This is a genomic window from Caulobacter sp. GW821-FHT12D05 (genome assembly GCF_058807295.1).
The window spans coordinates 280385-302787 of record NZ_JBXAQO010000005.1 but is presented as its reverse complement, the minus strand read 5'-3'; the positions used below and the strand labels follow the sequence as shown (position 1 = coordinate 302787).

The window sequence follows — 22403 nt, the reverse complement described above, 5'->3', positions numbered from 1 at the left end:
GTTCGCTTCCGCCAGAACGCCGGCGCGTGAGACCGGCTCCGTTGGAGGGAAGCGTATGAAGTCTGTTCTGCCCGTCGTGGCGCTCTTGGCGCTGGCCGCCTGTTCGCCCCAGACCGCCGAGAAGAAGGCCGAGGCGCCCGCCGCCGCCGCGCCGACCGCCACCACGCCCAAGCCGCCCAAGGCCGATATCCCCGCCGGCGACTACACGCTGGACAAGGCCCATTCGACGCTGGTGTTCCGCGTCAGCCACCTGGGCTTTTCGAACTACACCGCCGCCTTCGCCAATTTCGACGCCAAGCTGAAGTTCGACCAGAACAACGCCGGCGTCAGCGCGCTGGAGGCGACGATCGATCCCAAGTCGCTGACCCTGCCGGCCCCGCCAGAGGGCTTCCTGGCCGAGCTGACCGGCGCGCAGTGGCTGAACACGGCGACCTATCCGGCCATCACCTTCAAGTCGACCAAGGTCGAGACCACCGGGCCCGACACCGGCAAGGTGACGGGCGACCTGACCCTGCACGGCGTCACCAAGCCGGTGACCCTCGATGTCACCTACAACGGCGGCTATGTCGGCCATCCGATGGACCCGCACGCCCGCGTCGGCTTCTCGGCCAAGGGCACGTTCAAGCGTTCTGACTTCGGCATCGCCTACGGCGTGCCGGCGCCTGGCACGACCATGGGCGTCAGCGACGAGGTCCAGGTCATCATCGAAAGCGAATTCAGCGGTCCGGCCCTGGCGACCGCTCCGGCGCCTGCGACCCCGCCCGCGACCTAACGCGCCCCGCGCGTGAGGTAGGCTTCGAGCAAGGCCAGGGCGTGGTCCAGCCGCGCCCTGCGCCACTCGGGCGCGGTCATGTCGGTGTCCAAGGTCGCCGACAGAGAATAGCCGTTGGCCAGGTGGAAGCGGCTCATGGCCGCGATGGTCACGTAGATCTGCACCGGGTCCAGGTTGGGCCCGAACACGCCCTGCTTCTGGCCGCTCTCGATCAACCGCTCCATGGTGTGGCGCAGCGGGAAGGCGGTCTCGGTCACCACGCGCGACTGGGCGGCGAACTTGCCGTGCTGCAGGTTCTCGTTGCGCAGCAGGCCCTCGAAGCGGGGGTTCTTCTCGAAATAGTCGAAGGTGAAGCGCTGCAGCTCGAGGAAGCCTTCCAGCGGCTTGTCGAAGTCGATCTTCAGCTCGGCCTCACGCGCCCGCAGGTCCATGTAGGCGCTTTCGAGGACGGCCATGTACAGGCCCTTCTTGTCCCCGAAGTAGTGGTACAGCATCCGGATGTTGCACTTGGCGGCCTTGACGATCTTCTCGATCCGGGCCCCCGCGAAACCCGCCTGGGCGAACTCCTTGAGGGCCGCGGCGAGGATCGCCTTCCTTGTGCGTTCGGCGTTGCGCTTACGCGGCGCGTTCCCCGAGTCGTCGGTCTTGTTCGCGTCCAGGACGGCGTCGGTCACGGGATCTTGGCTCCCTGATTGATCCAGGCGCCCAGCTGGGCCCGCTCCTCTACGGTCATGCCGGTCTCGTTGCCAAGGGGCATGGAGGTGGAAAGAACCGCCCGTTCACGGATTTTCGGGGCATAGGTGCGGATATGCTCAGGGTTGTCGAAGCTCGCGCCCAGCGGGGGCGCCGAGAAGCCCGGGTGAGTGGGCGTCGCGGCATGGCACGTGACGCAGTGCTTCTGGATGATCGATTCGGCGGTGGTGAAAGGGACCTGGGCCGTGATCTCCATCGCCGGCTTGGGCTTGATGCTGGCGATGGCCGTCGCGCCGAAGATCAGCATGGCCCCGTAGAACAGGAACTCGTGCCGGATCTTGCCGAAGTGGCGCTGGATGAAGAAGTAGCGGATCGAGATCGCGCCGGCGCTGATCAGGGCCAGCAGCAGCCAGGCCTTCGGGTGTCCCGAGACGGCCGGATAGTGGTTGCTGATCATGATGAAGATGACCGGCAGGGTCATGTGGGTGTTGTGCACCGACCGCTGCTTGCCCATGGCCCCCAGGCGCGGGTCGACGGGCCGGCCGGCCAGCATGTCGGCGACGATCTTGCGCTGGTTGGGGATGATGATCAGGAAGACGTTCCCGACCATGCAGGTGCCGATGATCGCGCCCACGTGAATGAAGGCGCCGCGGTCGGAGAAGATCTGGGTCAGCGCCCAAGTCGCCGCCGTCAGGGTGGCGAACCAGACCACGCCGAACAGCTTGCCGTTCTTGCCCAACGGCGAGCGGCACAGGGCCTCGTAAACCGCCAGGCCGCCGAAGATGAAGGCCAGGCCGGTGGCGATCGCCTGGGGCTGCGTGAACGCATGCTTGGCCGGGTCGATCAGATAGACCGGCGCGCCGACATAGTAGAGCACGGTCAGCAGGGCGAAGCCCGACAGCCAGGTGGTGTAGGCCTCCCATTTGAACCAGTGCAGGTGCTCGGGCATGTGGGCCGGGGCCACCATGTACTTCTGCGAATGGTAGAAGCCGCCGCCGTGCACGGCCCACAGCTCGCCCTTCACGCCGTCCTTGGGCGGGTTGGGATCGCGCAGATTGTTGTCGAGCCAGACGAAGTAGAAGGACGCGCCGATCCAGGCCACGCCGGCCACCACGTGTAGCCAGCGCAGCGCCATGCCGGTCCAGGCGGCGAAATCGTAGTCCATCAGGCGGTCACCGCGTCCAGCAGCCTAAGTTTCGAGATCAGGCCGATCTGCTTGATCGCCTCGGCGATCTCAGCCGCCTCGTCGTGGACCAGGCGCGCCTGCATGGCGGCCAGGATCGAGGCCTTGTCGTTCAGCCGCACGGCGATGATGAACGGAAAGCCGAAGCGCTGGCCGTAGGCGGCGTTCAGCTCGTGGAAGCGGGTGAACTCCTCGGGCGTCAGGCGATCGAGGCCGGCGCTGGCTTGCTCGGACGTGCTCTCGGCCGTCAGCTGCTTGGCGATCGCGGCCTTGCCCGCCAGTTCCGGGTGGGCGCGGATCAGGGCCAGCTTGTCGGCGAGGGGCGCGGCGTCGAGCACGGCCATCATCGTGTCGTGCAGGGCCTCGACGCTGGCGAACGGCCGCTCGCTCCAGGCGCGCTCGACGACCCAGGGGGACAGCTCGAAGGCGAACCCAAGCGCGGTGGTGAAGCCTGTCTGGTTCATGCTGTTCAAGCGCGACAGCGTCAGGGGCGGGGCGCCGCTCATGCTTGGCCTCCGTACGGATGGGTCGCGATCCAGTGGCGGGCGATGTCGATGCGCTTGGCCACCCAGACGCGGTCGTGGCGGGTGATGTGTTCCAGGAACCGCCGCAGGGCGCCGATGCGGCCGGGCTTGCCGACCACGCGGCAGTGCAGGCCGACGCTCATCATCTTCGGCGCGGTCTCGCCCTCCAGGTACAGGGCGTCGAAGGCGTCGCGCAGATAGGTGAAGAACTGCTCGCCGGTGTTGAACCCCTGCGCCGCCGTGAAGCGCATGTCGTTGGCTTCCAGCGTGTAGGGCACGATCAGCTGGGCGCGGCCATGCTGGTCGTCCCAGTACGGAAGATCGTCGGCATAGCTGTCGGCGTCGTAGAGAAAGCCGCCTTCCTCGGCGACCAGGCGGGCGGTGTTGGGGCTGGTGCGGCCCTGGTACCAGCCTAGGGGGCGCTCGCCGGTCAGACGCGTCTGGATCTCGATGGCCTGCTGGATGTGCTCCAGTTCCTGCTCGGGCGTGAAGTGCTGGTAGTCGATCCAGCGATAGCCGTGGGTGGCGATCTCCCAGCCAGACGTCATCATCGCCTCGACCGCGTCGGGATGGCGCTCCATGGCCTGGGCGACGCCGAACACGGTCAGCGGCAGTTGGTACTCCTCGAACAGTCGCCGGATCCGCCAGAAGCCGGCGCGCGAGCCGTATTCGTACAGGCTCTCCATCGACATGTTGCGCATGCCCTGGATGGGCTGAGCGCCGACCATTTCCGACAGAAAGAACTCGGAGACAGGGTCGCCATGCAGGATCGACCGCTCGGCGCCTTCCTCGTAGTTCAGCACGAACTGCACAGCCACGCGCGCGCCGTTTGGCCAGTTGGCCTGGGGCGGGTGTTCGCCGTAGCCGATCAGGTCTCTCGGATAGCTCATCCAAGCACCTTCGCCGCCGCGTCGACGCCGGCGCCGGCGGGGGCCTTGAAGCCTTCCCAGCGCAGCACCGCTTCCAGGCCCGCGAGGGTCTGGAGAACCGCGTGCTTACGGGCGTTCACGCCCATGGTGCCGATGCGCCAGATCTTGCCGGCCAGGGGCCCGAAAGCCGCGCCGATCTCGATCTCGAACTCGGTGCGCATGCGGGCTTTGACGCGGTCGTAGTCGACGCCGCTCGGGGCGATCACGCCGGTGACGTTGGTCATCTTGTGGGCCTGGTCGCCATAGACTTCGAGTCCCAGCGCTTCGATCCCAGCGACCATCGCCGCACCCGCCTGGCGGTGGCGGACGAAGCGGGTTTCGAGGCCTTCTTCCAGCACGATGCGAGCGCACTCGCGAGCCGCGAACAGCATGCTCGCGGCCTCGGTGTGGTGGTTCAGGCGCTTGTCGGACCAGTAGTCCATGATCATCGCCAGATCGAAGTAGTTGGAGGCGATGCGCCGGCCGTTGCCGCTCGTCCCGGGCGTCGCCAGGCCCTTCTCGACATGGCGGCGGCCGAAGATGTGGTCGGCGGCGCGGTCGCTGATCGTGATCGGGGCCGAGCCCGAGGGGCCGCCCATGCACTTCTGCAAGCCGGCGGTGACGATGTCGGCCTGCCATTTGTCGGCGGGGACGCTCATGCCGCCCAGCGTCGCGGTGGCGTCGACATAGAGCAGCGCGTCGTGGCGGCGGCAGATCTCGCCGATGACTTCGATCGGCTGGGCGATGGTGGTCGAGGTGTCGCCGTGCACGCAGGCGACCAGGCGCGGCTTCACGCGGGCGACGGCGTCCTCGACGGCCTGTGGATCGACCACCTTGCCCCACTCGCCCTCGACGAAGGTGACCTTGGCGTCGCAGCGCTCGGCGATCTCGGCCAGCAGCAGGCCAAAGCGCCCCGCGTTGATCACCACCACGTCGTCGCCCGGCGACAGCGTCGAAACCAGCGCCGCCTCGATCCCGGCGCGAGAGGTGCCGTCGATCAGGAACGTCCATTGGTTCTGGGTCTCGAACACCCCGCGATAGAGGCTCATGACCTCGTTCATGTAGCCGGTGAACTCGGGATCGAACTGGCCCAGCAGCTGCACCGACATGGCCCGCAGCACGCGCGGGTGCACGTTGATCGGGCCGGGCCCCATCAGCAGGCGGGCGGGGTGGTCCAGTTCTTTGAAAGTCTCGGTCATGCGCGTTCGCGTCGTTCTAGCTTGTCGATGAAAAGGAGCATGGCCTGGGCCGCCAGGGCGCAGTCGGCCTCGGTGACGGCTTCGGCCGGGTTGTGGCTGATTCCGCCCTCGCAGCGGATGAACAGCATGGCGGTGGGGCACAGGTCGGCCATCACCATGGCGTCGTGGCCCGCGCCCGAGGGCAGGCGGCGGACGGGCAGACCGAGATCGCCGACTGCATCTTCCAGCAGGCTCATGAGGGACGGATCGCAGGGGCTCTCGGCCAGGGCCTGCATCAGGTTGACCTCGGCCCGAAGACCGCGCTTGGCGGCGATGGCGTGGATCTCGGCGCCGATGGTGAGCACCGCCTCGTCGCGGACGGCCGAGGTTTCGGCGCGGATATCCATCGAGAACTCGATGGCGCCGGGGATGACGTTGAACGCGCCGGGCAGGGCGGTCATGCGGCCGACCGTGCCGACCAGACCATCGGTCCCGGCGCGGCAGATCCGCTCCAGGGCCAGGATCGCCTCGGCGGCGGCGGGGCCGGGGTCCTTGCGCAGGTTCATCGGCGTCGTGCCGGCGTGACCCGCCGTGCCCTCGATCCGCACCATCAACCGCTTCTGCGCGGCAATGGCGGTGACGACGCCCAGGGCCAGGCCCTCGGCCTCCAGAACCGGGCCCTGTTCGATATGGGCTTCCAGGAAGGCCAGCACGGCTTCGGGCTTGCGAGCGGCGCTGGCGATGTTGTCCGGATCGCCGCCGAACGCCTTCAAGACTTCCGCGACCGACACACCGTCAGCGTCCTTCATCTCCAACGCGCTCGGGTCCAGCGTCCCGGCGATCGCCCGGCTGCAGCTCATCGAGGCAGGGAAGCGCGAGCCTTCCTCGTCGCCGAACGCCACGACCTCGATCGCGAAGGGCAGGCGGCGGCCGGCGCGGTTCAGCGTCTCGACCACGTCGACGCCCAGCATGATCCCCAGCGGCCCATCATACCGCCCGCCGTTGCGGACGCTGTCGATGTGCGAGCCGATGATCAGCGCCTTCTCGCCGGGCAGCTCGCCCTCGTAACGGCCGATCAGGTTGGCGGCGGCGTCGCGGCGCACGCTCATGCCGGCTTCCAGCATCCAGCCGGACAGGGTGGTCAGGGCGGCCTCATGCGCGGGGGTCAGGAACCGACGCGTCAGCTGGCCCTCGACCTCGCTGTAAGGCGGCAGGCCGAGCGCGTCGCAGCGAGCCTTAGCTCTTACTCCCAAGGTTTGGGCGCCGATGTCGAAACCCACGGTCACGTCCGCTTCCATCCCAAGACCCTAGCAGGCTGCGCCCGCCATTCATCCGCGACAAGCGCCGAAGGGAAAGGATCCCGCCAGGCGCCCGCGCGCGCGCCATGTCGAGACGGCGGCGCCTCCTGTTAAGTCATAATTCGCTTACTTGCGGAAGGGCGGAGCGGCTCAGGCCTCGCCGGCCGCCAGGGCCAGGCGGCGCTTGGGGAAGGCGTCCGGCAGCTCATCGCGCAGGAAGGCCATCATCTTTTCGCGCACTTCGCAACGCAGGTCGAAGGTCTTGGGCGCGTTGCGGGCGCTGACCAGGCAGCGGACTTCCATGACCTCGGCGGTCAGGTCGGTGACGGCCAGATTGACCACCTTGCCATCCCACAGGGGCGAGGCCTTGGCGATCTCTTCCAGCTTCGAACGCAGGCGGTCGACGGGCGCGGCGGGATCGACATACAGCATGGCCGTGCCGATCAGGGCGGCGCTCTCGCGGGTCCAGTTCTGGAACGGGGTCTGGATGAAGTAGCTGAGCGGCAGCACCATCCGTCGCCAGTCCCACAGGCGCACGACGACGTAGGTGGCGTTGATCTCCTCGATGTTCCCCCATTCCTTCTCGACGATCACGGCGTCGTCGATGCGGATCGGCTGGGTGACGGCGATCTGGATGCCGGCGATCAGGTTGGTCAGAAGCGGCTGTAGGGCCAGGCCGACGATCAGCGACGCCGCGCCGCCGGCGGCCAGCAGGCTGACGCCCCACTGCCGCACGCCGGGGATGGTCATCAGCGCCAGGGCCAGGGTGAAGATGCCGACCAGGATGGCCACGGCCCGCCGCAGGATCCGCACCTGGGTCACGTGCTTGCGGGCCAGCAGGTTGTCCTCGACGTCGACCTTGAAGCCTCGGAGATAGAGGGCCGCGCCGATGTCGAGCGCGGTCATGGCCATCCAGCCCAGCAGCAGGATGAACAGCACCAGCAGCACATGCTTGGCGCCCGCGGCCTGGGCGACAGTGAGGGGGGCGGCGGAGACGGCAGGGCCCAAGGCCGCGACGATGAAGGCCATCCGCGTCGGCCGCCGCGTGCGGGCGATCAGCGGCTGCCAGAATTCGCTGTGGCGCGAGATGGCGTGCCGGACGATCCGCACGACGACGGCGTGAACCGCCAAGGCGACCACGACGGCCACAGCGATCAGCACCGTGCTGACCAGCCACGGCGGCGCCCAGCCGAAGGCGGCGATCCAGGTCTGAAGTTGGGTCATCCCGCCCGAACGTCTCGCAACCGCGAAAGGCTCCGACCAAAAGAAAGGGCCGCGCCGGTGATCCGGCGCGGCCCAAGTCAAGCGTTGGGAGGAAATAACGCTTTGGGAGGAAACTAGTAGACGAACCGGATGCCCGCGAAGATCGAGCGGCCCACGGCGGCGTAGCGCGTGGCGACCGGGTCGTTCTGGTAGGCCCAGCGGTTCTCGGCCTGGTTCGTCAGGTTCAGGGCGTCGACCGACAGGGTCAGGTACTTGTTGAACTTGTAGGTCGCCGAGCCGTCCAGGTTGAACGTGCTGCTGTTGCCCAGGAAGTCGTTGACCAGCGGGCTGTCGCAGAAGCCCGGGTCGCAGGTGCCGGTCGCGATCGGGTACTGCGTGCGGTACTTGGCGCGATAGGCCGACGACAGGCGAACGCTGAACTTCTCGACTTCATAGAAGACCGTGAAGTTGAAGGCGTCCGGCGAGGCGCCCGTGAACGGACCCTTGGCGGTGATCGCCGGCGTGCCCAGGCGGGCGTTGGCCGGGTTCACGATGTAGTCGAGTTCCGACTCCAGGTGCGTGGCGTTGAACTGGACGCCCAGGTTCTTGAAGTACCAGGGCAGGAACGTGAGGTTCTGCTGGTAGTTGAACTCGATGCCGCGGATGTAGCCGCCCGGCGCGTTGCCGAACTGGCGGACGTCGAACGGGTTGTTGTTGTCGATGTAGGCGACGGCTTGAGCGTTGGTCTGGGCCGCACGCAGGGCCGCGATGGCGTCGGCGTCCATGATCGAGCTGAGCGTGGCCGACGACACCAGGGTCTGCGGGAAGCTCGAGATGTCCTTGTTGAACACCGCGACCGAGACCAGGGCGCCCGGGGCGAAGTACCATTCCAGCGACAGGTCCAGGTTGGTGGCGCGGAACGGATCCAGCTTCGGGTTGCCGACCGTCAGCGAGCCGCCGACCGTGGCGCCGTTGGTCGGCACGCTGATGGCGGTGACGTTCGGCGCCAGGTTGGCCAGCAGCGGACGGGCCATGACCTTGGCGGCGCCGAAGCGCAGCAGCAGGTTCTCATGCAGCTCGTACGACACGTTCATCGACGGCAGGATGTCGTGGTACTTGTTCGAGCCCGAGATCGGACGCGAGCTGTTGGTCAGGCCGTCCGAATTGACCTCGGTGAGGGCGTAGCGCGTGCCGACATTGCCGCGCAGCTCGCGACCGAACAGCTGGGTGTTGAAGTCGAACTGGACGTAGGCGCTGGTGTCCTTCTCGTCGACCGAATAGCGGTTGGCCGCGCTGGCCAGGTACGACAGACGCCAGTCGCCGTACTTGTTGATGCAGTTGCAGTTGAAGCCGAACAGGTCGGTCATCTTCTGCAGGTCGGGAGCCAGGAACGCGGTCGTGGTGCCTTCCGGCACCTTCAGGCCGGTGCCCCAGTTGATGACCTTGCTGACGGCCGCGACGTTCGAGCCGGCTTCCTTCAGGCTGGGGTTCAGGGTCTCGCCGGTCAGGCGGCGATATTCCGAGGTCGAGAAGCCGTACTTGCGCTGGCTGATGCCGAACTTGACGCTGGTGTCGCTGTCCAGGTCGTACTTGAAGTCCACGCGCATCGTCTCGTAGTCGTTGCGGGTGTAGCGCTGGTAGTTGCGCAGGGCCGAGTAGCCCTTCACGAAGTCCCAGGCATTGGCTTGGGTGGCGTCGAAGCCCAGGTTCAGCACCGGCATGTCGCCGCCGCCGCGGGCGTCATAGGTGACGTAGTCGTTGCCGGCCACGCCCTGGCCGCTGTCCAGACGGATGAAGTCGGCCAGCAGGCCCTGCGTCTTGTTGTTCGACGAGGACTTACCGTAGACGGCGACCATCGACAGGTTGTCGTTGAACTCGTGTTCCAGCTTCAGCGACGACTGACGGAAGTAGGTCGTGAAGAACGACGCGTCGGCGGCCGAGCGCAGGTCGACATTGCCCAGCTTCAGGTAGTCGGCGTTCGCGCCCGTGGGTGAGAGCGCGGCGTCGATCAGGCGGACCGACGGGCGGCCGATGAACTGCGTCAGCATGGCCGTGCCGGTCGGATCGGCCACGTAACCCACCGAACCCGGGTTGTTGTAGTAGTCGTACGGATCCAGGTTGTACGGGTTGTAGCTGTTGGTCATGCCGGCGACGAGGCCGCCGCCGTTCATGGACTGGCCGCAGTCGATGGCGTCCTGGATCGCGCTGGCGGCGCGGGCCGTGCAGCTGGCGTACAGGGCGCGCTTGGCCGCGGCGGTGTCGCCGGCGGTGATGGTGTTCAGGGCGGCGTTGGTGTTGTTGCGGTTCAGGCCGACGGTCTGGACCTGATAGTTGACCGACGACTGCTCCAGCTCCGAATAGACCCAGTCCAGCGAGATCGTGGTGCGGCTGGTCGGACGCCATTGCAGGGCGCCGGTCAGGCCGGTGCGCTTCTGGTCCAGGTCCTGCTGGTTCAGCGTGGCCAGGGCCGGGATGCGGGTCAGGGCGCCGGGGGCGGTGATGCCCGAGCCGACGACCGTGGCGCTGGCCGGGTTGTTGACCAGGTTGTAGGCGGTCGGGTTCGAGCCGGTCAGGGCCGAGCAGACGGCGGCGTTGGTGATGTTGACGCCCGGGATCACGCCGTTGTTGCACGAGGTGCCGGTCGGGGCGGCGAAGCCCTGACGGCGCGGCGTGGCGGTGGTCGAACCCGTGCCCAGGAAGGTGGCCTGACGATAGGTGTAGTCAGACTGGCCAGCCTGGCGCTGGTAGCTGTCGATGATCTGGTTGCGCTTGTTGTAAGCCACCGAGAACAGGGCTCCGAACTGGCCCCAGTTGGTGTCCCAGCGGTCCGAGACCAGGCCGGCGAAGCGCGGCGAGTGGGTGCCGCCGTTCTTGTAGTAGGCGTCCTGCACCGACAGGGCCAGGCGCTTGCCCTTGAAGTTCAGCGGCTTGCCCGTTTCCAGGTCGACCGTGGCGCCCAGCGAGCCTTCGTCGGTCTCGGCCGAGGCGGTCTTCTGGACCTTCAGAGCGCTGAACAGTTCCGAGGCGAAGGTGTTGAAGTCGAAGCCGCGCGAGCGGTTGGCGCTGTCGCCCGAGTTCGACGGACCGGCCGTCGACAGGGCTTCCAGGCCGTTCAGGCGCACGCGGGTGAAGTCGCTGCCCAGGCCGCGGACGGTGATGGTGCGGCCTTCGCCGTTCTCGCGGTCGATCGAGACGCCCGGCAGGCGCTGCAGGGACTCGGCGAGGTTGGCGTCCGGGAAGTCGGCGATGTCGTCGGCGTTGATGGCGTCGACCATCACGCTGGAATTGCGCTTCATGTTCAGCGCGCTCTGCACGGCGGCGCGATAGCCGGTGACGACGACAGCCTCGACGGTGTCGGGCTCGGCGGCGGCCGGCTCAGCGGCCGGGGCCGGCGCGGGCTGGGCGGCCTGCTCTTGGGCCAGGGCGGCGCTGGAGAAGCTCAGGGCGGCGGCGAGCGTCAGCGCGCCCAGCGAGGTCTGAGCCAGAAGCGCACAGGCGCGGCTATGCTTGGAATGAGTTTGCACGGTTCCCTCCCGGAAAAGTTGGAAAAGGGCCCAGCTCTTGTTTTTGCGCGGCTGGTCCCAAAAATCGCTGGTACCGCTAACTGCGACCGGTGTCATACGCAAGAGAAACCGGTGTCATTTGAAACTTTGTCAGTTTCGTCGAAAAACGAGCGCCGTAATCCGGCCCCGTTCGGATCGGTGGAAATAACCGGTTGTTAGGCGATCAACGGGTTGAAACTTCTAACGGAAGTTCGCGGCGGCGCGCGATACCCGGAATTCAAATGAGGCGGTTTTTGGCGCCGTGGGGAGCGGCGCCCTTAAGGGGTTGTGTTGCTGCGGATATCGCGAAAATCGCGTGTCATCCCGGCCGTAGCGCAGCGGAGAGCCGGGACCCAGGGGCAACCACACTGCGCCGGCCCCTTGGTCCCGGATAGCGCTTCCGGGATGACACGGAAGAGAGGGCTTAAAGGCCCGCCCAGGCCTCCAGATCCTTCAGCGCCCGGATGCTCATCAGCCGCTTCTTCGCGCGGCCGCGTTCCTTGAGCGGGATCTTCTTGCCGTCCTCGTCGACCTTGGGCGCTTCGAGCGGCGGCAGGAGGCCGTAGTTGATGTTCATCGGCTGGAAGCTGCCGGGGCCGTTGCCGGCTTCCAGGTGGCCGCCGGTGATGTGTTCGACCAACGCGCCCAGGGCGGTGGTCGGCGGCGGGGCGTCGATCGGGGCGCCCTTGCGGTCGGCGGCGGCGAAGCGGCCGGTCAGCAGGCCCATGGCGGCGCTCTCGACATAACCTTCGACGCCCGTGACCTGGCCGGCGAAGCGCAGGCGCGGGGCGACCTTCATGCGCAGCGACTTGTCCAGCAGCTTGGGCGAGTTGATGAAGGTGTTGCGGTGCAGGCCGCCCAGGCGGGCGAACTGGGCGTTCTCCAGCCCCGGGATCATCCGGAAGGTCTCGGCCTGGACGCCATGCTTCAGCTTGGTCTGGAAGCCGACCATGTTCCACAGCGTGCCCAGGGCGTTGTCCTGGCGCAGCTGGACGATGGCGTAGGACTTCACCGTCGGGTCGCGCGGATTGGTCAGGCCGACCGGCTTCATCGGGCCGTGGCGCAGGGTCTCGCGACCGCGCTCGGCCATCACCTCGATCGGCAGGCAGCCGTCGAAATAGGGGACGTTTTCCCACTCCTTGAACTCGGACTTGGGGCCGTCGATCAGGGCGTCGATGAAGGCCTCATACTGCTCTTTGTTCATGGGCAGGTTGATGTAGGCGGTCGCGTCGCCGCCAGGGCCTTCCTTGTCGTAGCGCGACTGGCGCCAGGCGACGTCCATGTTGATGGACTCGAAGTGGATGATCGGCGCGATGGCGTCGAAGAAGCTCAGCTGGCCTTCGCCCGACAGCTCCAGGATCGCTTCGGCCAGGGCCTGCGAGGTGAGGGGGCCGGTGGCGACGATGACGTTGTCCCACTCTTGCGGCGGCAGGCCGGCGATCTCCTCGCGGACGATGGTGACCAGCGGGTGGGCTTCCAGGCGGCGGGTGACTTCGGCCGAGAAATTGTCGCGGTCGACGGCCAGGGCGCCGCCGGCCGGCACCTGGTGCTGGTCGGCGCAGGACATGATCAGGCTGTCCAGCTTGCGCATCTCGGCGTGCAGCAGGCCCACGGCGTTGAACTGCCAGTCGTCCGAACGGAACGAGTTGGAGCAGACCATCTCGGCCAGGCCATCGGTATTGTGGGCGTCGGTGGTGACGCCCTCGCGTCGCATCTCGTGCAGGATGACGGGCACGCCGCTCTGGGCGATCTGCCAGGCGGCTTCGGAGCCGGCCAGGCCCCCGCCAATGACGTGGACGGGCTGAAGGGTAGAATTCGTGGTCATGGGCGAGCCTATAACCCCGGCTGTCGCTCGGGGAAACCTGCGTGTAGGCTCACGATAGGGGACTGGTGTTTCGCGCCCAGGTGGCGAGGAGGGCGAGCATGGGAGGGAGCATGGCGAGGTTTTCCGTTGGCGACGCGGCCACGGCCGGTTTCGGGATCATCGGGCGCAAGCCGTTGGCGGTGTTGGGCTGGGGCCTGGCGATGCTGGTCGCGACCGCCGCGCCGCTGTACCTGCTGTTGCTGGCCATGCGGCCCGACTTCGCGGTGCTGATGCAGATCGCCGCTCAGCAGGGCGGGCAAAGCGATCCCGAGACCTTCGCCCGCTTCATGCGGCTGCAGTCGGGGATGATGCTGTTCCAGCTGGTGTGCTGGATCTGGTCGACGGCGGTGAATGCGGTGATCTGCTGCGCGGTGTTCCGCGCCGTGCTGGAGCCGCGGGACTCGCGGTTCGGCTATCTGCGGCTGGGCGCGCGTGAGGGCTGGGTCACCTTGCTTTTCCTGGTCGAGTACGTGCTGGCCTATATCGGCTTCTTCGTCGTGGCCCTGCTGGCCATGGTCATCGTGGCGATCGTTGGCGTGGGCGCCGGCGGCAATTCGGCTAGCGCGATGGTCGGGACCGGCCTCGTCGTTGGCCTGCTGGTGCTGGGCCTGTTCTTCTGGCTGGCGCTGAAGCTGTCGATGGCCGCGCCGATGACCTTCGTGGACAAGCAGTTTCGGCTGTTCGAGTCGTGGAGCTTCACCAAGGGCCAGGTCGGCAAGCTGCTGGGCGTCGCCCTGCTGCTGTTCGTCTTCCTGATCGGCATTGAGGTGCTGTTCCTGGGCGTAGTGTTCGGCGGGGTCTTCGCGCTGGGCGGCCAGATGAGCTGGCTGTTCGAGCCAGGCGCCGCAGAGGCGCTGGTGCGCGAACAGCCGATGGAGATCGTCCGCAAGCTGGGTCCGGCGATCGCCGCCGGCGGCGCCCTGTGGGTTCTGTTCTCGTCGGTGGTCGTGGCCGTGTTCTGCGCGCCTTGGGCGGCGTCCTACCGGGCGCTGCGCGATGAGGCGCCGGCGGAGGCTTAAATCCGGTTGCGTCCGCGCGGCGCCATCGCCAGAACCGCGGTCAGGCCATAGATTGCCAGGGCTCGCGGCGACTCGTGGCGCGGCCAGCGTAAGAGGGACTTGATCGGATGGCGGACGGATCGGCGAGCATCGGCGCGACCTTGCGCGCGGGCTTTTCCGACGTGACTGGCGCGACCCGCGACTGCTGGGGCGCCCTGGCGCTGGCGGCGATCGTCAGCGTGGCCGGCGGCCTGCTGCCGCCGGGTCTGCGTTTCTTCGCCACCGTGCTGGCCGGGGTGATCGCCCAGGGGGCTCTGTTCCGCCGCGCCTTCGACCGCGCGGGCGGTTTCAAGGGTCTGCGTTGGGGCCGTGACGAGTGGCGGCTGCTGGCGGCTCAACTGATGATCCTGGGCCTGGTGGGCCTGATCGGCTGCATCCTGATGGTCATCGTCGGCGGCGTCGCGCTGGGCGTCGCCCGCACCGCCGCCCCGGACTTCGATCCCGGCACCATCGCCGGCTGGCAGGGCGCCTTCGCCAGCGCCGGTCCGGCGGGCCTGATCCTGGTCATCGCGCCGCTGGGCAGCCTGGCGATCCTGGTCTGGCTGGGCCTGCGCCTATCGCTGTCGGCCCCGGCCACGGTCGAGCAGTCGGGCGTCCGGGTGCTGAGCGCCTTTCCGCTGACGCGCGGCCACGTGCCGACCCTGCTGGTCGTCGGCCTGGCCGTCGCCGTGCCGGTGCTGGTCGTCAGCGCCGCCCTGAGCGTCGCGCCGCAAGGCCCCGTCACCGCTGTGGTGCTGGCCCTGTGCACCTATTTCTACGCCATGCCGGCCTGGACCGGCGCCCTGGCCCACTTCTACCGCCGCCACGCGGTCTCGCAGGAAGCCTAGATGTCCGTCCGTCCCGTCGACGCCGCCCTTGAGGGCCTTCGCACCATGCGGCGCAAGCCGCTGCCGGTGCTGGCCTGGGCGACCTTCTCGCTGGTCATGCTGCCGATCCTGGGCCTATTCGCCAAGATCGTGCTGGGCGACGAGGGCCGCGCGGCCCTGGCCGGACGCGCCGGCTCGGCTGATCCGCGCGAGATCCTCGACCTGATCACCCACCTGGGCGGGGTGATGGTGCTGCTGATCGCCGTGGCCCTGGCCCTGGCCTCGGTGCTGCAGGCGGCGATCATCCGCTCGGTGATCGAGCCCAACAACAGCCGCTTCGCCTATCTGCGCCTGGGCAAGGAGGAGCTGCAGCTCCTCATCGTCTCGCTGATCACCTGGGCCGCGGCCCTGGGCGTGACGGTGATCCCGTCCGGCGCGGTGGTGCTGGGCGCCTCGCTTCTGTCGGGCGCGGCGGCCGGGTGGTTCGCCACCCTGGGCGCCCTGGCCGTGATCGGCCTGTCCCTATGGGTGGCCGTGCGCCTGTCGCTGCTGGGGCCGCACGCCTTCTCGCACCATCACATCGACATTCGCGAGGCCTGGGTCCAGACCCACGGGCAGTTCCTGCGCCTGCTGGGCATGTATGTCATGGCCATCGTCCTGGCGGCGCTGGTCTCGCTGATCGGGACGACGGTCTCCAGCATCATCGGCAATGTGGTCGGCGGCGGCGTCGACCCCTTGAGCGGCGGCGACGTGGTCGCCAGCCACCCGCGCCTGATCCTGGTGCTGCTGGCCAACCTGCTGCTGGCCCCGGTGTTCCTGACCCTGCAGACCGTGATCCTGGTCGCCGCCCCGGCCCGCGCCTTCGCCCACCTGAACCAGGACGAGATCGACGCGGGCCTGCACGACTGAGGGCCCGAAACCTCGTCCTTCGACAAGCTCAGGATGAGGTTTCTATTTCGGCCTTAGCATTGATCCTCATCCTGAGCTTGTCGAAGGACGAGGATCACGCTCCGGCGCTCGGACGGGAAGCCATCCGCTCGCGCCAGGCGATGACGTGCTTGGCCTCGGCCGGCGTGTGCAGGCCGGTGAAGTCGGCGAAGTCCAGGGTCGTCTGGCCGGTGATGTCGGCCATCGTATAGGTCTCGCCGGTCAGGTAGGGGCGGCCGTCGGACAGCTCCTTGTCCAGCCACAGCTGGGCGCGTTCGACGACCTCACGGTTGGACTCTCCGAACTCGACGTTCTGCTTCAGCAGGCGCGCCGTCAGCGGGTGGGCGTGGCGCCAGAACATGCCGACGGGCACCATCAGGCGAAACTCGGCCCGGCGGATCCACATTTCGACATTTGCTTGCTCCAGCGCCGTGACCCCGAACAGCGGCGGATCGGGATGCAGCACCTCGAAGTAGCGGCAGATGGCGACCGTCTCGCTGATCGTGGTCCCGTCGTCCAGTTCCAGGGTCGGCACCTGGCCCAGGCTGTTGCGCGCCAGGTGCTCGGGCGACTTGTGGCCGCCCTGGCGCATGCCGATCGGGATCTCGGGAACGTTGATGCCCTTCTCGGCCAGGAAGATCCGTACCCGGCGCGGATTGGGGGCCGGCATGGCCTCGCCATAGAGCTTCATGGTTCCCTCCGTTCAGCGGCGCTGGCGGCCGCTTTTCAAACGGATGTTAGAGGCGCGATCGCCCTCACCGCAACCCCGGTGAATAAAGCCGCGTTCGGCACTGTCGAAGGCGCGCGAACCTTGTTAGGGCTGTCGCTCTGCACGCCAGCCTCAAGAGCCCGATATGTCAAAGTTCTCCGCCTCCGACGCGGCCTTCTCCGGTTTCCGCCTGGTGCGGGAGAACCTGAAGACCGTCGGGATCTGGGCGGGCGCCATGACGGTGCTGTCGATCGTCTCCAACGTGCTGGCGATCATGTTCTTCGGCCCGCAGCTGGAAGCCTTCATCAGCTACACCTCCGAGAACAACACGCCGGACCTCAGCGAGATGGCCCGCCTGATGTCGAACCTGGCGCCGCTGGCGCTGTGGTCGCTGCCCTACAGCCTGCTGCTGAACGGCATCATCTTCGCCACCTTGAACCGCGTGGTGCTGCGTCATGACGACAACCGCTTCGCTTACCTGCGCATCGGCGCGGCCGAGCTGCGCCAGGCCGCCGTGTGGCTGCTGCTCTGCCTGGTGCTAATCGGCGTGCTGTTCCTGGGCTCGGGCCTGGGCGGCTTCCTGAGCGCGCTGGGCGGCCCGACCGGCGCGTTCCTGGGCCTGCTGTGCGTGGTCGGTTCGTTCTGCGCCATGGTCTGGCTGGCCGTGCGCCTGTCGTTCGCCTCGTCGGTCACCTTCGATACGGGCAAGGTCATCCTGTTTCGCGCCATGCCCAAGACCGAGGGCCTCTTCTGGCCGCTGCTGGGCGCCTATCTGCTGGCGGGGGTGATGAGCGTGATCGTGGTGCTGCTGATCTGGACGATCGTCTCGGCCGTCGGCCTGATCGCCTCGGGCGATTTTGCCGCCACCGGCAAGATGATGCGCGCCGACACCAGCTCGCTGCAGGCCTATTTCACGCCCGCCGGCATCGTCCAGGCGCTGTTCTCGGGACTGATCTCGGTGCTGACCACCCTGATCGTGTTCGGCCCGGCGCCGAGCATCTACCGCGAGCTCAAGGAACGCGAGAGCGGGGTGTCTACCGACAGCGGCAACGGCGGCTGGTAAGAGAAAGGCCCCGGAGATCACTCTCCGGGGCCTTCTTCTTTAAGCCCGCTTGGCCTTCTTCAATTCCGCGACCCGCGCCTTGCGGCGCTCCTCGTGGCGGTCCAGCAGCTCCTTGAGGTAACGACCGGTCCAGCTGGCCTCGACCTTGGCCACGTCCTGGGGCGAGCCGGTAGCGACGATTTCGCCGCCGCCGTCGCCGCCCTCGGGGCCGAAGTCGATCAGCCAGTCGGCGGTCTTCACCACATCCAGGTTATGCTCGATGACCACCACGGTGTTGCCCTGGTCGGCCAGCTCATGCAGCACCTCGAGCAGCTTCTTGGTGTCCTCGAAGTGGAGGCCGGTGGTCGGCTCGTCCAGGATGTACAGCGTCCGGCCAGTGGCCCGGCGCGACAGCTCCTTGGACAGCTTCACCCGCTGCGCCTCGCCGCCCGACAGGGTCGTGGCCTGCTGGCCGACCTTGATGTAGCTGAGGCCCACGCGCTTGAGGGTCTCCATCTTGTCGCGGATCGGCGGCACGGCCTTGAAGAAGTCGGCGGCCTCCTCGACGGTCATGTCCAGGACGTCGGCGATCGTCTTGCCCTTGAACAGCACGTCCAGGGTCTCGCGGTTGTAGCGCTTGCCCTTGCAGATATCGCAGGTGACGTAGACGTCCGGCAGGAAGTGCATCTCGATCTTGATGACGCCGTCGCCCTGACAGGCCTCGCAGCGGCCGCCCTTGACGTTGAAGCTGAAGCGACCCGGGCCGTAGCCACGCGCCTTGCTCTCCGGCAGGCCGGCGAACCAGTCGCGGATCGGACCGAAGGCGCCGGTATAGGTCGCCGGGTTCGAGCGCGGGGTGCGGCCGATCGGGCTCTGGTCGATGTCGATGACCTTGTCAAACTGCTCCAGGCCCTCGATCCGCTCGTGCGGGGCAGGGGCGTCGCTGGCGTTGTTCAGGCGGCGCGCGGCGGCCTTGTACAGCGTCTCGATCGTGAAGGTCGACTTGCCGCCGCCCGACACGCCGGTGATGCAGGTGAAGGTTCCGACCGGGATCTCGGCCGTGACGTTCTTGAGGTTGTTGCCGGTGGCGCCGATGACCCGCAGCATCTTCTTCTTGCTGATCGGACGGCGCTGTTCGGGCACCTCGATCTCGCGCGCGCCGGTCAGGTACATGCCGGTGACGCTCTTGGGGTTGGCCATGATATCGGCCGGCTTGCCCTCGGCGACGATCTCGCCGCCATGGACGCCGGCGGCCGGACCCATGTCGATCACGTAGTCGGCGGTGAGGATGGCCTCCTCGTCGTGCTCGACCACCAGCACCGAATTGCCCAGGTCCCGCAGGCCCTGCAGCGAGGTCAGCAGGCGGGTGTTGTCGCGCTGGTGCAGGCCGATCGACGGCTCGTCCAGCACGTACAGCACGCCGGTCAGGCCGCTGCCGATCTGGCTGGCCAGGCGGATGCGCTGGCTCTCGCCGCCCGACAGGGTGCCCGAGCCGCGCGACAGGTTCAGGTAGTCGAGGCCGACATCGACCAGGAACCGCAGGCGATCATTGATCTCCTTCAGGATCCGCCGGGCGATCTCCATCTTCTTGTCGGAGAGCTTGCCTTCCAGGCTGGCGAACCAGTCGCGGGCCGGACGAATGGCCAGCATCGAGACCTCGGCGATGTCCATGGCGTCGATCTTGACGGCCAGGGCTTCCGGCTTCAGGCGCTTGCCGTGGCAGGTCTCGCACGGGGTGTCGGACTGGTAGCGGCCCAGCTCTTCACGCACCCACGAGCTGTCCGTCTCGCGCCAGCGGCGCTCCAGGTTCGGCAGCACGCCTTCGAAGGGCTTCTCGACCTCGTACTTCCGCGCATTGTCGTCGTAGGTGAACTTGATCTTGGTTCCCTTGGAACCTTGCAGCACCACGTCACGCGCGTCGGCCGACAGCTTGTACCAGGGCTCGTCCATCGAGAAGCCGTAGTGGCGCGCCAGAGCCTGCAGGGTCTGGGTGTAGAGCGGCGAGGGACCCTTGGCCCACGGGGCGACGGCGCCCTTGTGCAGGCTCTTGTCCTTGTCGGGGATCACCAGGTCGGCGTCGAAGGCCAGCTTGGCGCCCAGGCCGTCGCAGACCGGGCAGGCGCCCGCCGGATTGTTGAACGAGAACAGGCGCGGCTCGATCTCGGCGATGGTGAAGCCGCTGACCGGGCAGGCGAAGCGTTCCGAGAACAGGATGCGCTTCGGCTCCTTCTCGCCTTCCTCGATGTTCGCGAATTCAGCGACCGCCAGGCCATCGGCCAGGCGCAGGGCCTGTTCGATGGAGTCGGCCAGGCGCTGCTCCATGTCGGGCTTGGTCACCACGCGGTCCACGACCACGTCGATGTCGTGCTTGAACTTCTTGTCGAGCGCCGGGGCGTCCTCGATCGGATAGTATTCGCCGTCGATCTTCAGCCGCTGGAAGCCGGCCTTCTGCCACTCGGCGATCTCCTTGCGGTACTCGCCCTTGCGGTCGCGCACGACGGGGGCCAGCAGGTAGAGACGCGTGCCTTCGGGGAGGGCGGTGATCTTGTCGACCATCTGGCTGATGGTCTGGCTTTCGATCGGCAGGCCGGTGGCGGGCGAGTACGGCACCCCGACGCGCGCCCACAGCAGGCGCATGTAGTCGTGGATCTCGGTCACCGTGCCGACAGTCGAGCGCGGGTTGCGCGACGTGGTCTTCTGCTCGATCGAGATCGCGGGCGACAGGCCTTCGATCAGGTCGACGTCGGGCTTGCTCATCAGTTCCAGGAACTGACGGGCATAGGCCGACAGGCTTTCCACGTAGCGGCGCTGGCCCTCGGCATAGATCGTGTCGAAGGCCAGGGACGACTTGCCCGATCCCGACAGGCCGGTCAGCACGACCAGCTCGCCGCGTGGGATGTCGACGCTGACGTTCTTCAGATTGTGCTCACGGGCGCCGCGAACGCGGATGAAGTTCAGTTGCTCAGCCATGTTTTCCGGAACGTTGGGCCGCGACATTGGTCGCAGCGCAGCGGCTATATGTAGGGCTCGACGCGCGAATTAACACAAGAACAAGGTGTGAACAAATGTCGCGCACGCGAGGGGCCGTTTCTGCTGACAGCCACTGTCAGCAGCGATGGCGCCGCAGGGCCATGCGAGCGCCTCGAAAGCGGCGCCATTGGCGCGCGTCGTCCGTCCCCAGCTTAACTAGAGGTGGCGGGGGATGCGGCGGGGCGTGTGGACCAGGCGATGGCTCGCCACGGCGGGCGGGGTGCTGGTCAACGGCCTGATCCTGGGCGCGCTGGTGCTGATCGAGGAACCGCCGCCGCTGCTGGAAGAGCCGCGGGTGATCGTCCTGGACCTGGAGAGGCCGGAGAAGCGGGCATCGCCTCGGCGCCCGGCGGCGGCTGGAGCGCGATCGGCGGCGCCGACGACGCAAGCTCAACCCTCCGCCCCGGAAGGCGAGGCGCCGTCGGCCGTCGCCGCGCCCGAAGCGCCGCCTGCGCCGCCCTTGGATCACGAGTGGAAGGTCGACCCCAGGATCGTCGACCGCTGGCGGCTGCTCGAGGGCGGCTTGGGCACGGGCCGGGCCAAGCGCGCCTGTCTCGGCCAGACCAGCGAACACATGACGCCCGAGGAGAAGGAGGCCTGCTACGACGCCTGGGGCAAGCGGCCCGAAAAGCGCCCGTCGCCCACCTTCATCGGCCCGATCGACGAGCGGAAGTGGGAGGTCCCGGAGCCGAAGCCGCCGCCGCGTTACGACGAGCAACGCCGGCAGCGCTGCCGCGACTACCGCCGGGGCCGCACGCCGGGCTTCGCCGAGCGCAATGTCGCGACCGGCAGCCCGCCGCCCAGCCTCCGCGAGCGCGGCTGCTTCTAGTCCAGTCGCGCCGCCGCCAGGATCGGACCGCCGTTCGGGGCCTGGACCAGCACCGCCGTGCGATAGGCCGGATCGGCCGAGGGCGTCGCGGCGAAGCTGACCGACGCGCCGCTCCAGCCGCCCAGGCGGGTCAGCTGGCGGACGATGTCGCGGTGGGGCAGGGTCTTGCCGCCGTTCTCGCCGCGCCGGATCGACACCTGCTGGACACGCGGATCGTAGCGCACCAGCCAGACGTCGGCGGGACGAGCGGGCGCGCGGCCGGCGGCGATCTGGATGCGGCCCGAAGCGCTGGCGATGCGGGTCTCGCTGGCGGGACGGGCGCGGCGCAGGGCGGCGTCCACCTCGCGGGCGTCGGCGCCGACCACGCTGTCGCGGCCCTCGATCACCATCTCGGGCGTACCCAGCTGGACGTCCAGCGCCTTGGCATAGGCGCGCTGCCGGTCGGTATAGGCCTTGGTGGCGAAGGTGTCCTTCCAGCCCAGCTGGTCCCAGTAGGTGACGCCGAAGCTCAGGGCCAGGACGTCCGGGCGACCGGCGATGGCGTTGAGATTGGCGTTGGCCGGCGGGCAGGACCAGCAGCCCTGGCTCTGGAACAGCTCGATGACGACGGGGCGATCCACGGCTGCTGCTGGCGTGGCGGACAGCAGGGCGAGGGCGGCCAGCAAGGGCTTCATGGGAAACCTCCGGAATGAGTACTGGAGGTGAATACGAAACGGCCGAGGCCAAGGTTACAGGCGGACCGACCTTGGCTGTTCGGATTCCCTAAACCCTGTTTGGAAGCGGGTTCTTCAGTCCACGCATGATTAAACCGCCACGGTCGGGCGGGGGCTCGACGTC

General features: G+C 67.7%; 18 protein-coding genes and 1 pseudogene. 7 read left to right on the top strand and 12 right to left on the bottom strand.

From position 1 onward, the window contains the following. Positions 1-55: 55 nt before the first annotated feature. The gene (locus AC1RRR_RS24740; RefSeq protein ID WP_492817115.1) at positions 56-772 is read left to right on the top strand and encodes a YceI family protein; all 717 of its coding nucleotides are present in this window, start codon (positions 56-58) and stop codon (positions 770-772) included. Here AC1RRR_RS24740 and AC1RRR_RS24735 read toward each other — a convergent pair. From AC1RRR_RS24735 to AC1RRR_RS24700, 8 genes are all read right to left on the bottom strand, one after another. After that, positions 769-1446 (bottom strand): TetR/AcrR family transcriptional regulator, encoded by a 678-nt coding sequence (locus AC1RRR_RS24735; protein WP_492817113.1) that lies wholly within the window; start codon positions 1444-1446, stop codon positions 769-771. The two genes, AC1RRR_RS24740 and AC1RRR_RS24735, sit on opposite strands and share 4 nt — an antisense overlap. Continuing rightward, on the bottom strand, positions 1443-2630 hold the full coding sequence (locus AC1RRR_RS24730; RefSeq protein WP_492817111.1) for a urate hydroxylase PuuD: 1188 nt from the start codon (positions 2628-2630) through the stop codon (positions 1443-1445). Before AC1RRR_RS24730 ends, AC1RRR_RS24735 begins: the two co-directional genes overlap by 4 nt. Then, a complete protein-coding gene (gene uraD, locus AC1RRR_RS24725; RefSeq protein ID WP_492817109.1) occupies positions 2630-3154 on the bottom strand; it encodes a 2-oxo-4-hydroxy-4-carboxy-5-ureidoimidazoline decarboxylase in 525 nt (174 codons plus the stop codon). Before uraD ends, AC1RRR_RS24730 begins: the two co-directional genes overlap by 1 nt. After that, a complete protein-coding gene (gene puuE / locus AC1RRR_RS24720) occupies positions 3151-4062 on the bottom strand; it encodes an allantoinase PuuE (RefSeq protein WP_492817107.1) in 912 nt (303 codons plus the stop codon). The genes uraD and puuE overlap by 4 nt, the downstream gene beginning before the upstream one ends. Next, positions 4059-5279 (bottom strand): pyridoxal-phosphate-dependent aminotransferase family protein, encoded by a 1221-nt coding sequence (locus tag AC1RRR_RS24715; protein ID WP_492817105.1) that lies wholly within the window; start codon positions 5277-5279, stop codon positions 4059-4061. Before AC1RRR_RS24715 ends, puuE begins: the two co-directional genes overlap by 4 nt. Beyond that, positions 5276-6556 carry an allantoate amidohydrolase gene (locus tag AC1RRR_RS24710; protein ID WP_492817103.1) on the bottom strand — a complete coding sequence of 427 codons (1281 nt, stop codon included), beginning with the start codon at positions 6554-6556 and terminating at the stop codon, positions 5276-5278. Before AC1RRR_RS24710 ends, AC1RRR_RS24715 begins: the two co-directional genes overlap by 4 nt. Positions 6557-6706: 150 nt before the next feature. After that, entirely contained in the window at positions 6707-7780 is a 1074-nt protein-coding gene (locus AC1RRR_RS24705) for a mechanosensitive ion channel family protein (protein ID WP_492817101.1), read from the bottom strand. 113 nt (positions 7781-7893) lie between these two features. Continuing rightward, positions 7894-11283 carry a TonB-dependent receptor gene (locus AC1RRR_RS24700; RefSeq protein WP_492817099.1) on the bottom strand — a complete coding sequence of 1130 codons (3390 nt, stop codon included), beginning with the start codon at positions 11281-11283 and terminating at the stop codon, positions 7894-7896. A 320-nt stretch (positions 11284-11603) separates the two neighbouring features. Between AC1RRR_RS24700 and AC1RRR_RS24695 the strand changes: the two are divergent. After that, positions 11604-11693 (top strand): annotated as a pseudogene (locus AC1RRR_RS24695) (hypothetical protein); the annotation flags it as partial. 32 nt (positions 11694-11725) lie between these two features. On the opposite strand, the gene trmFO reads toward AC1RRR_RS24695, so the two are convergent. Then, positions 11726-13126, bottom strand: a complete 1401-nt coding sequence (trmFO, locus tag AC1RRR_RS24690; RefSeq protein WP_492817097.1) for a methylenetetrahydrofolate--tRNA-(uracil(54)-C(5))-methyltransferase (FADH(2)-oxidizing) TrmFO — start codon at positions 13124-13126, stop codon at positions 11726-11728. Between the two features lie 110 nt (positions 13127-13236). Here trmFO and AC1RRR_RS24685 point away from each other — a divergent pair, with 110 nt between their 5' ends. The 3 genes from AC1RRR_RS24685 to AC1RRR_RS24675 all read left to right on the top strand — a co-directional run bounded on the left by AC1RRR_RS24685 (position 13237) and on the right by AC1RRR_RS24675 (position 15938). Continuing rightward, positions 13237-14184: a hypothetical protein gene (locus tag AC1RRR_RS24685; protein ID WP_492817095.1), complete on the top strand. Its 948-nt coding sequence runs from the start codon at positions 13237-13239 to the stop codon at positions 14182-14184. A 107-nt stretch (positions 14185-14291) separates the two neighbouring features. Continuing rightward, on the top strand, positions 14292-15050 hold the full coding sequence (locus tag AC1RRR_RS24680; RefSeq protein ID WP_492817093.1) for a hypothetical protein: 759 nt from the start codon (positions 14292-14294) through the stop codon (positions 15048-15050). Further along, entirely contained in the window at positions 15051-15938 is an 888-nt protein-coding gene (locus AC1RRR_RS24675; protein ID WP_492817091.1) for a hypothetical protein, read from the top strand. Positions 15939-16032: 94 nt separating this feature from the next. On the opposite strand, the gene AC1RRR_RS24670 is transcribed toward AC1RRR_RS24675, so the two are convergent. After that, a complete protein-coding gene (locus AC1RRR_RS24670) occupies positions 16033-16647 on the bottom strand; it encodes a glutathione S-transferase family protein (RefSeq protein WP_492817089.1) in 615 nt (204 codons plus the stop codon). A 163-nt stretch (positions 16648-16810) separates the two neighbouring features. Here AC1RRR_RS24670 and AC1RRR_RS24665 point away from each other — a divergent pair, with 163 nt between their 5' ends. After that, positions 16811-17728: a hypothetical protein gene (locus AC1RRR_RS24665; protein WP_492817087.1), complete on the top strand. Its 918-nt coding sequence runs from the start codon at positions 16811-16813 to the stop codon at positions 17726-17728. 39 nt (positions 17729-17767) lie between these two features. Here the strand turns inward: AC1RRR_RS24665 and uvrA are convergent, their stop codons facing one another. Continuing rightward, on the bottom strand, positions 17768-20677 hold the full coding sequence (gene uvrA / locus AC1RRR_RS24660; protein ID WP_492817085.1) for an excinuclease ABC subunit UvrA: 2910 nt from the start codon (positions 20675-20677) through the stop codon (positions 17768-17770). A 232-nt stretch (positions 20678-20909) separates the two neighbouring features. Here uvrA and AC1RRR_RS24655 point away from each other — a divergent pair, with 232 nt between their 5' ends. Next, positions 20910-21566, top strand: coding sequence for a hypothetical protein (locus AC1RRR_RS24655; RefSeq protein ID WP_492817083.1), 657 nt, complete (start codon positions 20910-20912; stop codon positions 21564-21566). Here the strand turns inward: AC1RRR_RS24655 and AC1RRR_RS24650 are convergent. Beyond that, positions 21563-22240 carry a DUF1223 domain-containing protein gene (locus AC1RRR_RS24650; protein ID WP_492817081.1) on the bottom strand — a complete coding sequence of 226 codons (678 nt, stop codon included), beginning with the start codon at positions 22238-22240 and terminating at the stop codon, positions 21563-21565. The two genes, AC1RRR_RS24655 and AC1RRR_RS24650, sit on opposite strands and share 4 nt — an antisense overlap. Positions 22241-22403 lie beyond the last annotated feature (163 nt).

What these genes read in the sequence shown, in the direction of transcription:
- AC1RRR_RS24740 (WP_492817115.1), top strand. Translation starts at nt 56, where the DNA reads ATGAAGTCTGTTCTGCCCGTCGTGGCGCTCTTGGCGCTGGCCGCCTGT.
- AC1RRR_RS24730 (WP_492817111.1), bottom strand. Translation starts at nt 2,630, where the DNA reads ATGGACTACGATTTCGCCGCCTGGACCGGCATGGCGCTGCGCTGGCTA.
- uraD (WP_492817109.1), bottom strand. Translation starts at nt 3,154, where the DNA reads ATGAGCGGCGCCCCGCCCCTGACGCTGTCGCGCTTGAACAGCATGAAC.
- puuE (WP_492817107.1), bottom strand. Translation starts at nt 4,062, where the DNA reads ATGAGCTATCCGAGAGACCTGATCGGCTACGGCGAACACCCGCCCCAG.
- AC1RRR_RS24715 (WP_492817105.1), bottom strand. Translation starts at nt 5,279, where the DNA reads ATGACCGAGACTTTCAAAGAACTGGACCACCCCGCCCGCCTGCTGATG.
- AC1RRR_RS24710 (WP_492817103.1), bottom strand. Translation starts at nt 6,556, where the DNA reads ATGGAAGCGGACGTGACCGTGGGTTTCGACATCGGCGCCCAAACCTTG.
- AC1RRR_RS24705 (WP_492817101.1), bottom strand. Translation starts at nt 7,780, where the DNA reads ATGACCCAACTTCAGACCTGGATCGCCGCCTTCGGCTGGGCGCCGCCG.
- trmFO (WP_492817097.1), bottom strand. Translation starts at nt 13,126, where the DNA reads ATGACCACGAATTCTACCCTTCAGCCCGTCCACGTCATTGGCGGGGGC.
- AC1RRR_RS24685 (WP_492817095.1), top strand. Translation starts at nt 13,237, where the DNA reads ATGGCGAGGTTTTCCGTTGGCGACGCGGCCACGGCCGGTTTCGGGATC.
- AC1RRR_RS24680 (WP_492817093.1), top strand. Translation starts at nt 14,292, where the DNA reads ATGGCGGACGGATCGGCGAGCATCGGCGCGACCTTGCGCGCGGGCTTT.
- AC1RRR_RS24675 (WP_492817091.1), top strand. Translation starts at nt 15,051, where the DNA reads ATGTCCGTCCGTCCCGTCGACGCCGCCCTTGAGGGCCTTCGCACCATG.
- AC1RRR_RS24670 (WP_492817089.1), bottom strand. Translation starts at nt 16,647, where the DNA reads ATGAAGCTCTATGGCGAGGCCATGCCGGCCCCCAATCCGCGCCGGGTA.
- AC1RRR_RS24665 (WP_492817087.1), top strand. Translation starts at nt 16,811, where the DNA reads ATGTCAAAGTTCTCCGCCTCCGACGCGGCCTTCTCCGGTTTCCGCCTG.
- uvrA (WP_492817085.1), bottom strand. Translation starts at nt 20,677, where the DNA reads ATGGCTGAGCAACTGAACTTCATCCGCGTTCGCGGCGCCCGTGAGCAC.
- AC1RRR_RS24655 (WP_492817083.1), top strand. Translation starts at nt 20,910, where the DNA reads ATGCGGCGGGGCGTGTGGACCAGGCGATGGCTCGCCACGGCGGGCGGG.
- AC1RRR_RS24650 (WP_492817081.1), bottom strand. Translation starts at nt 22,240, where the DNA reads ATGAAGCCCTTGCTGGCCGCCCTCGCCCTGCTGTCCGCCACGCCAGCA.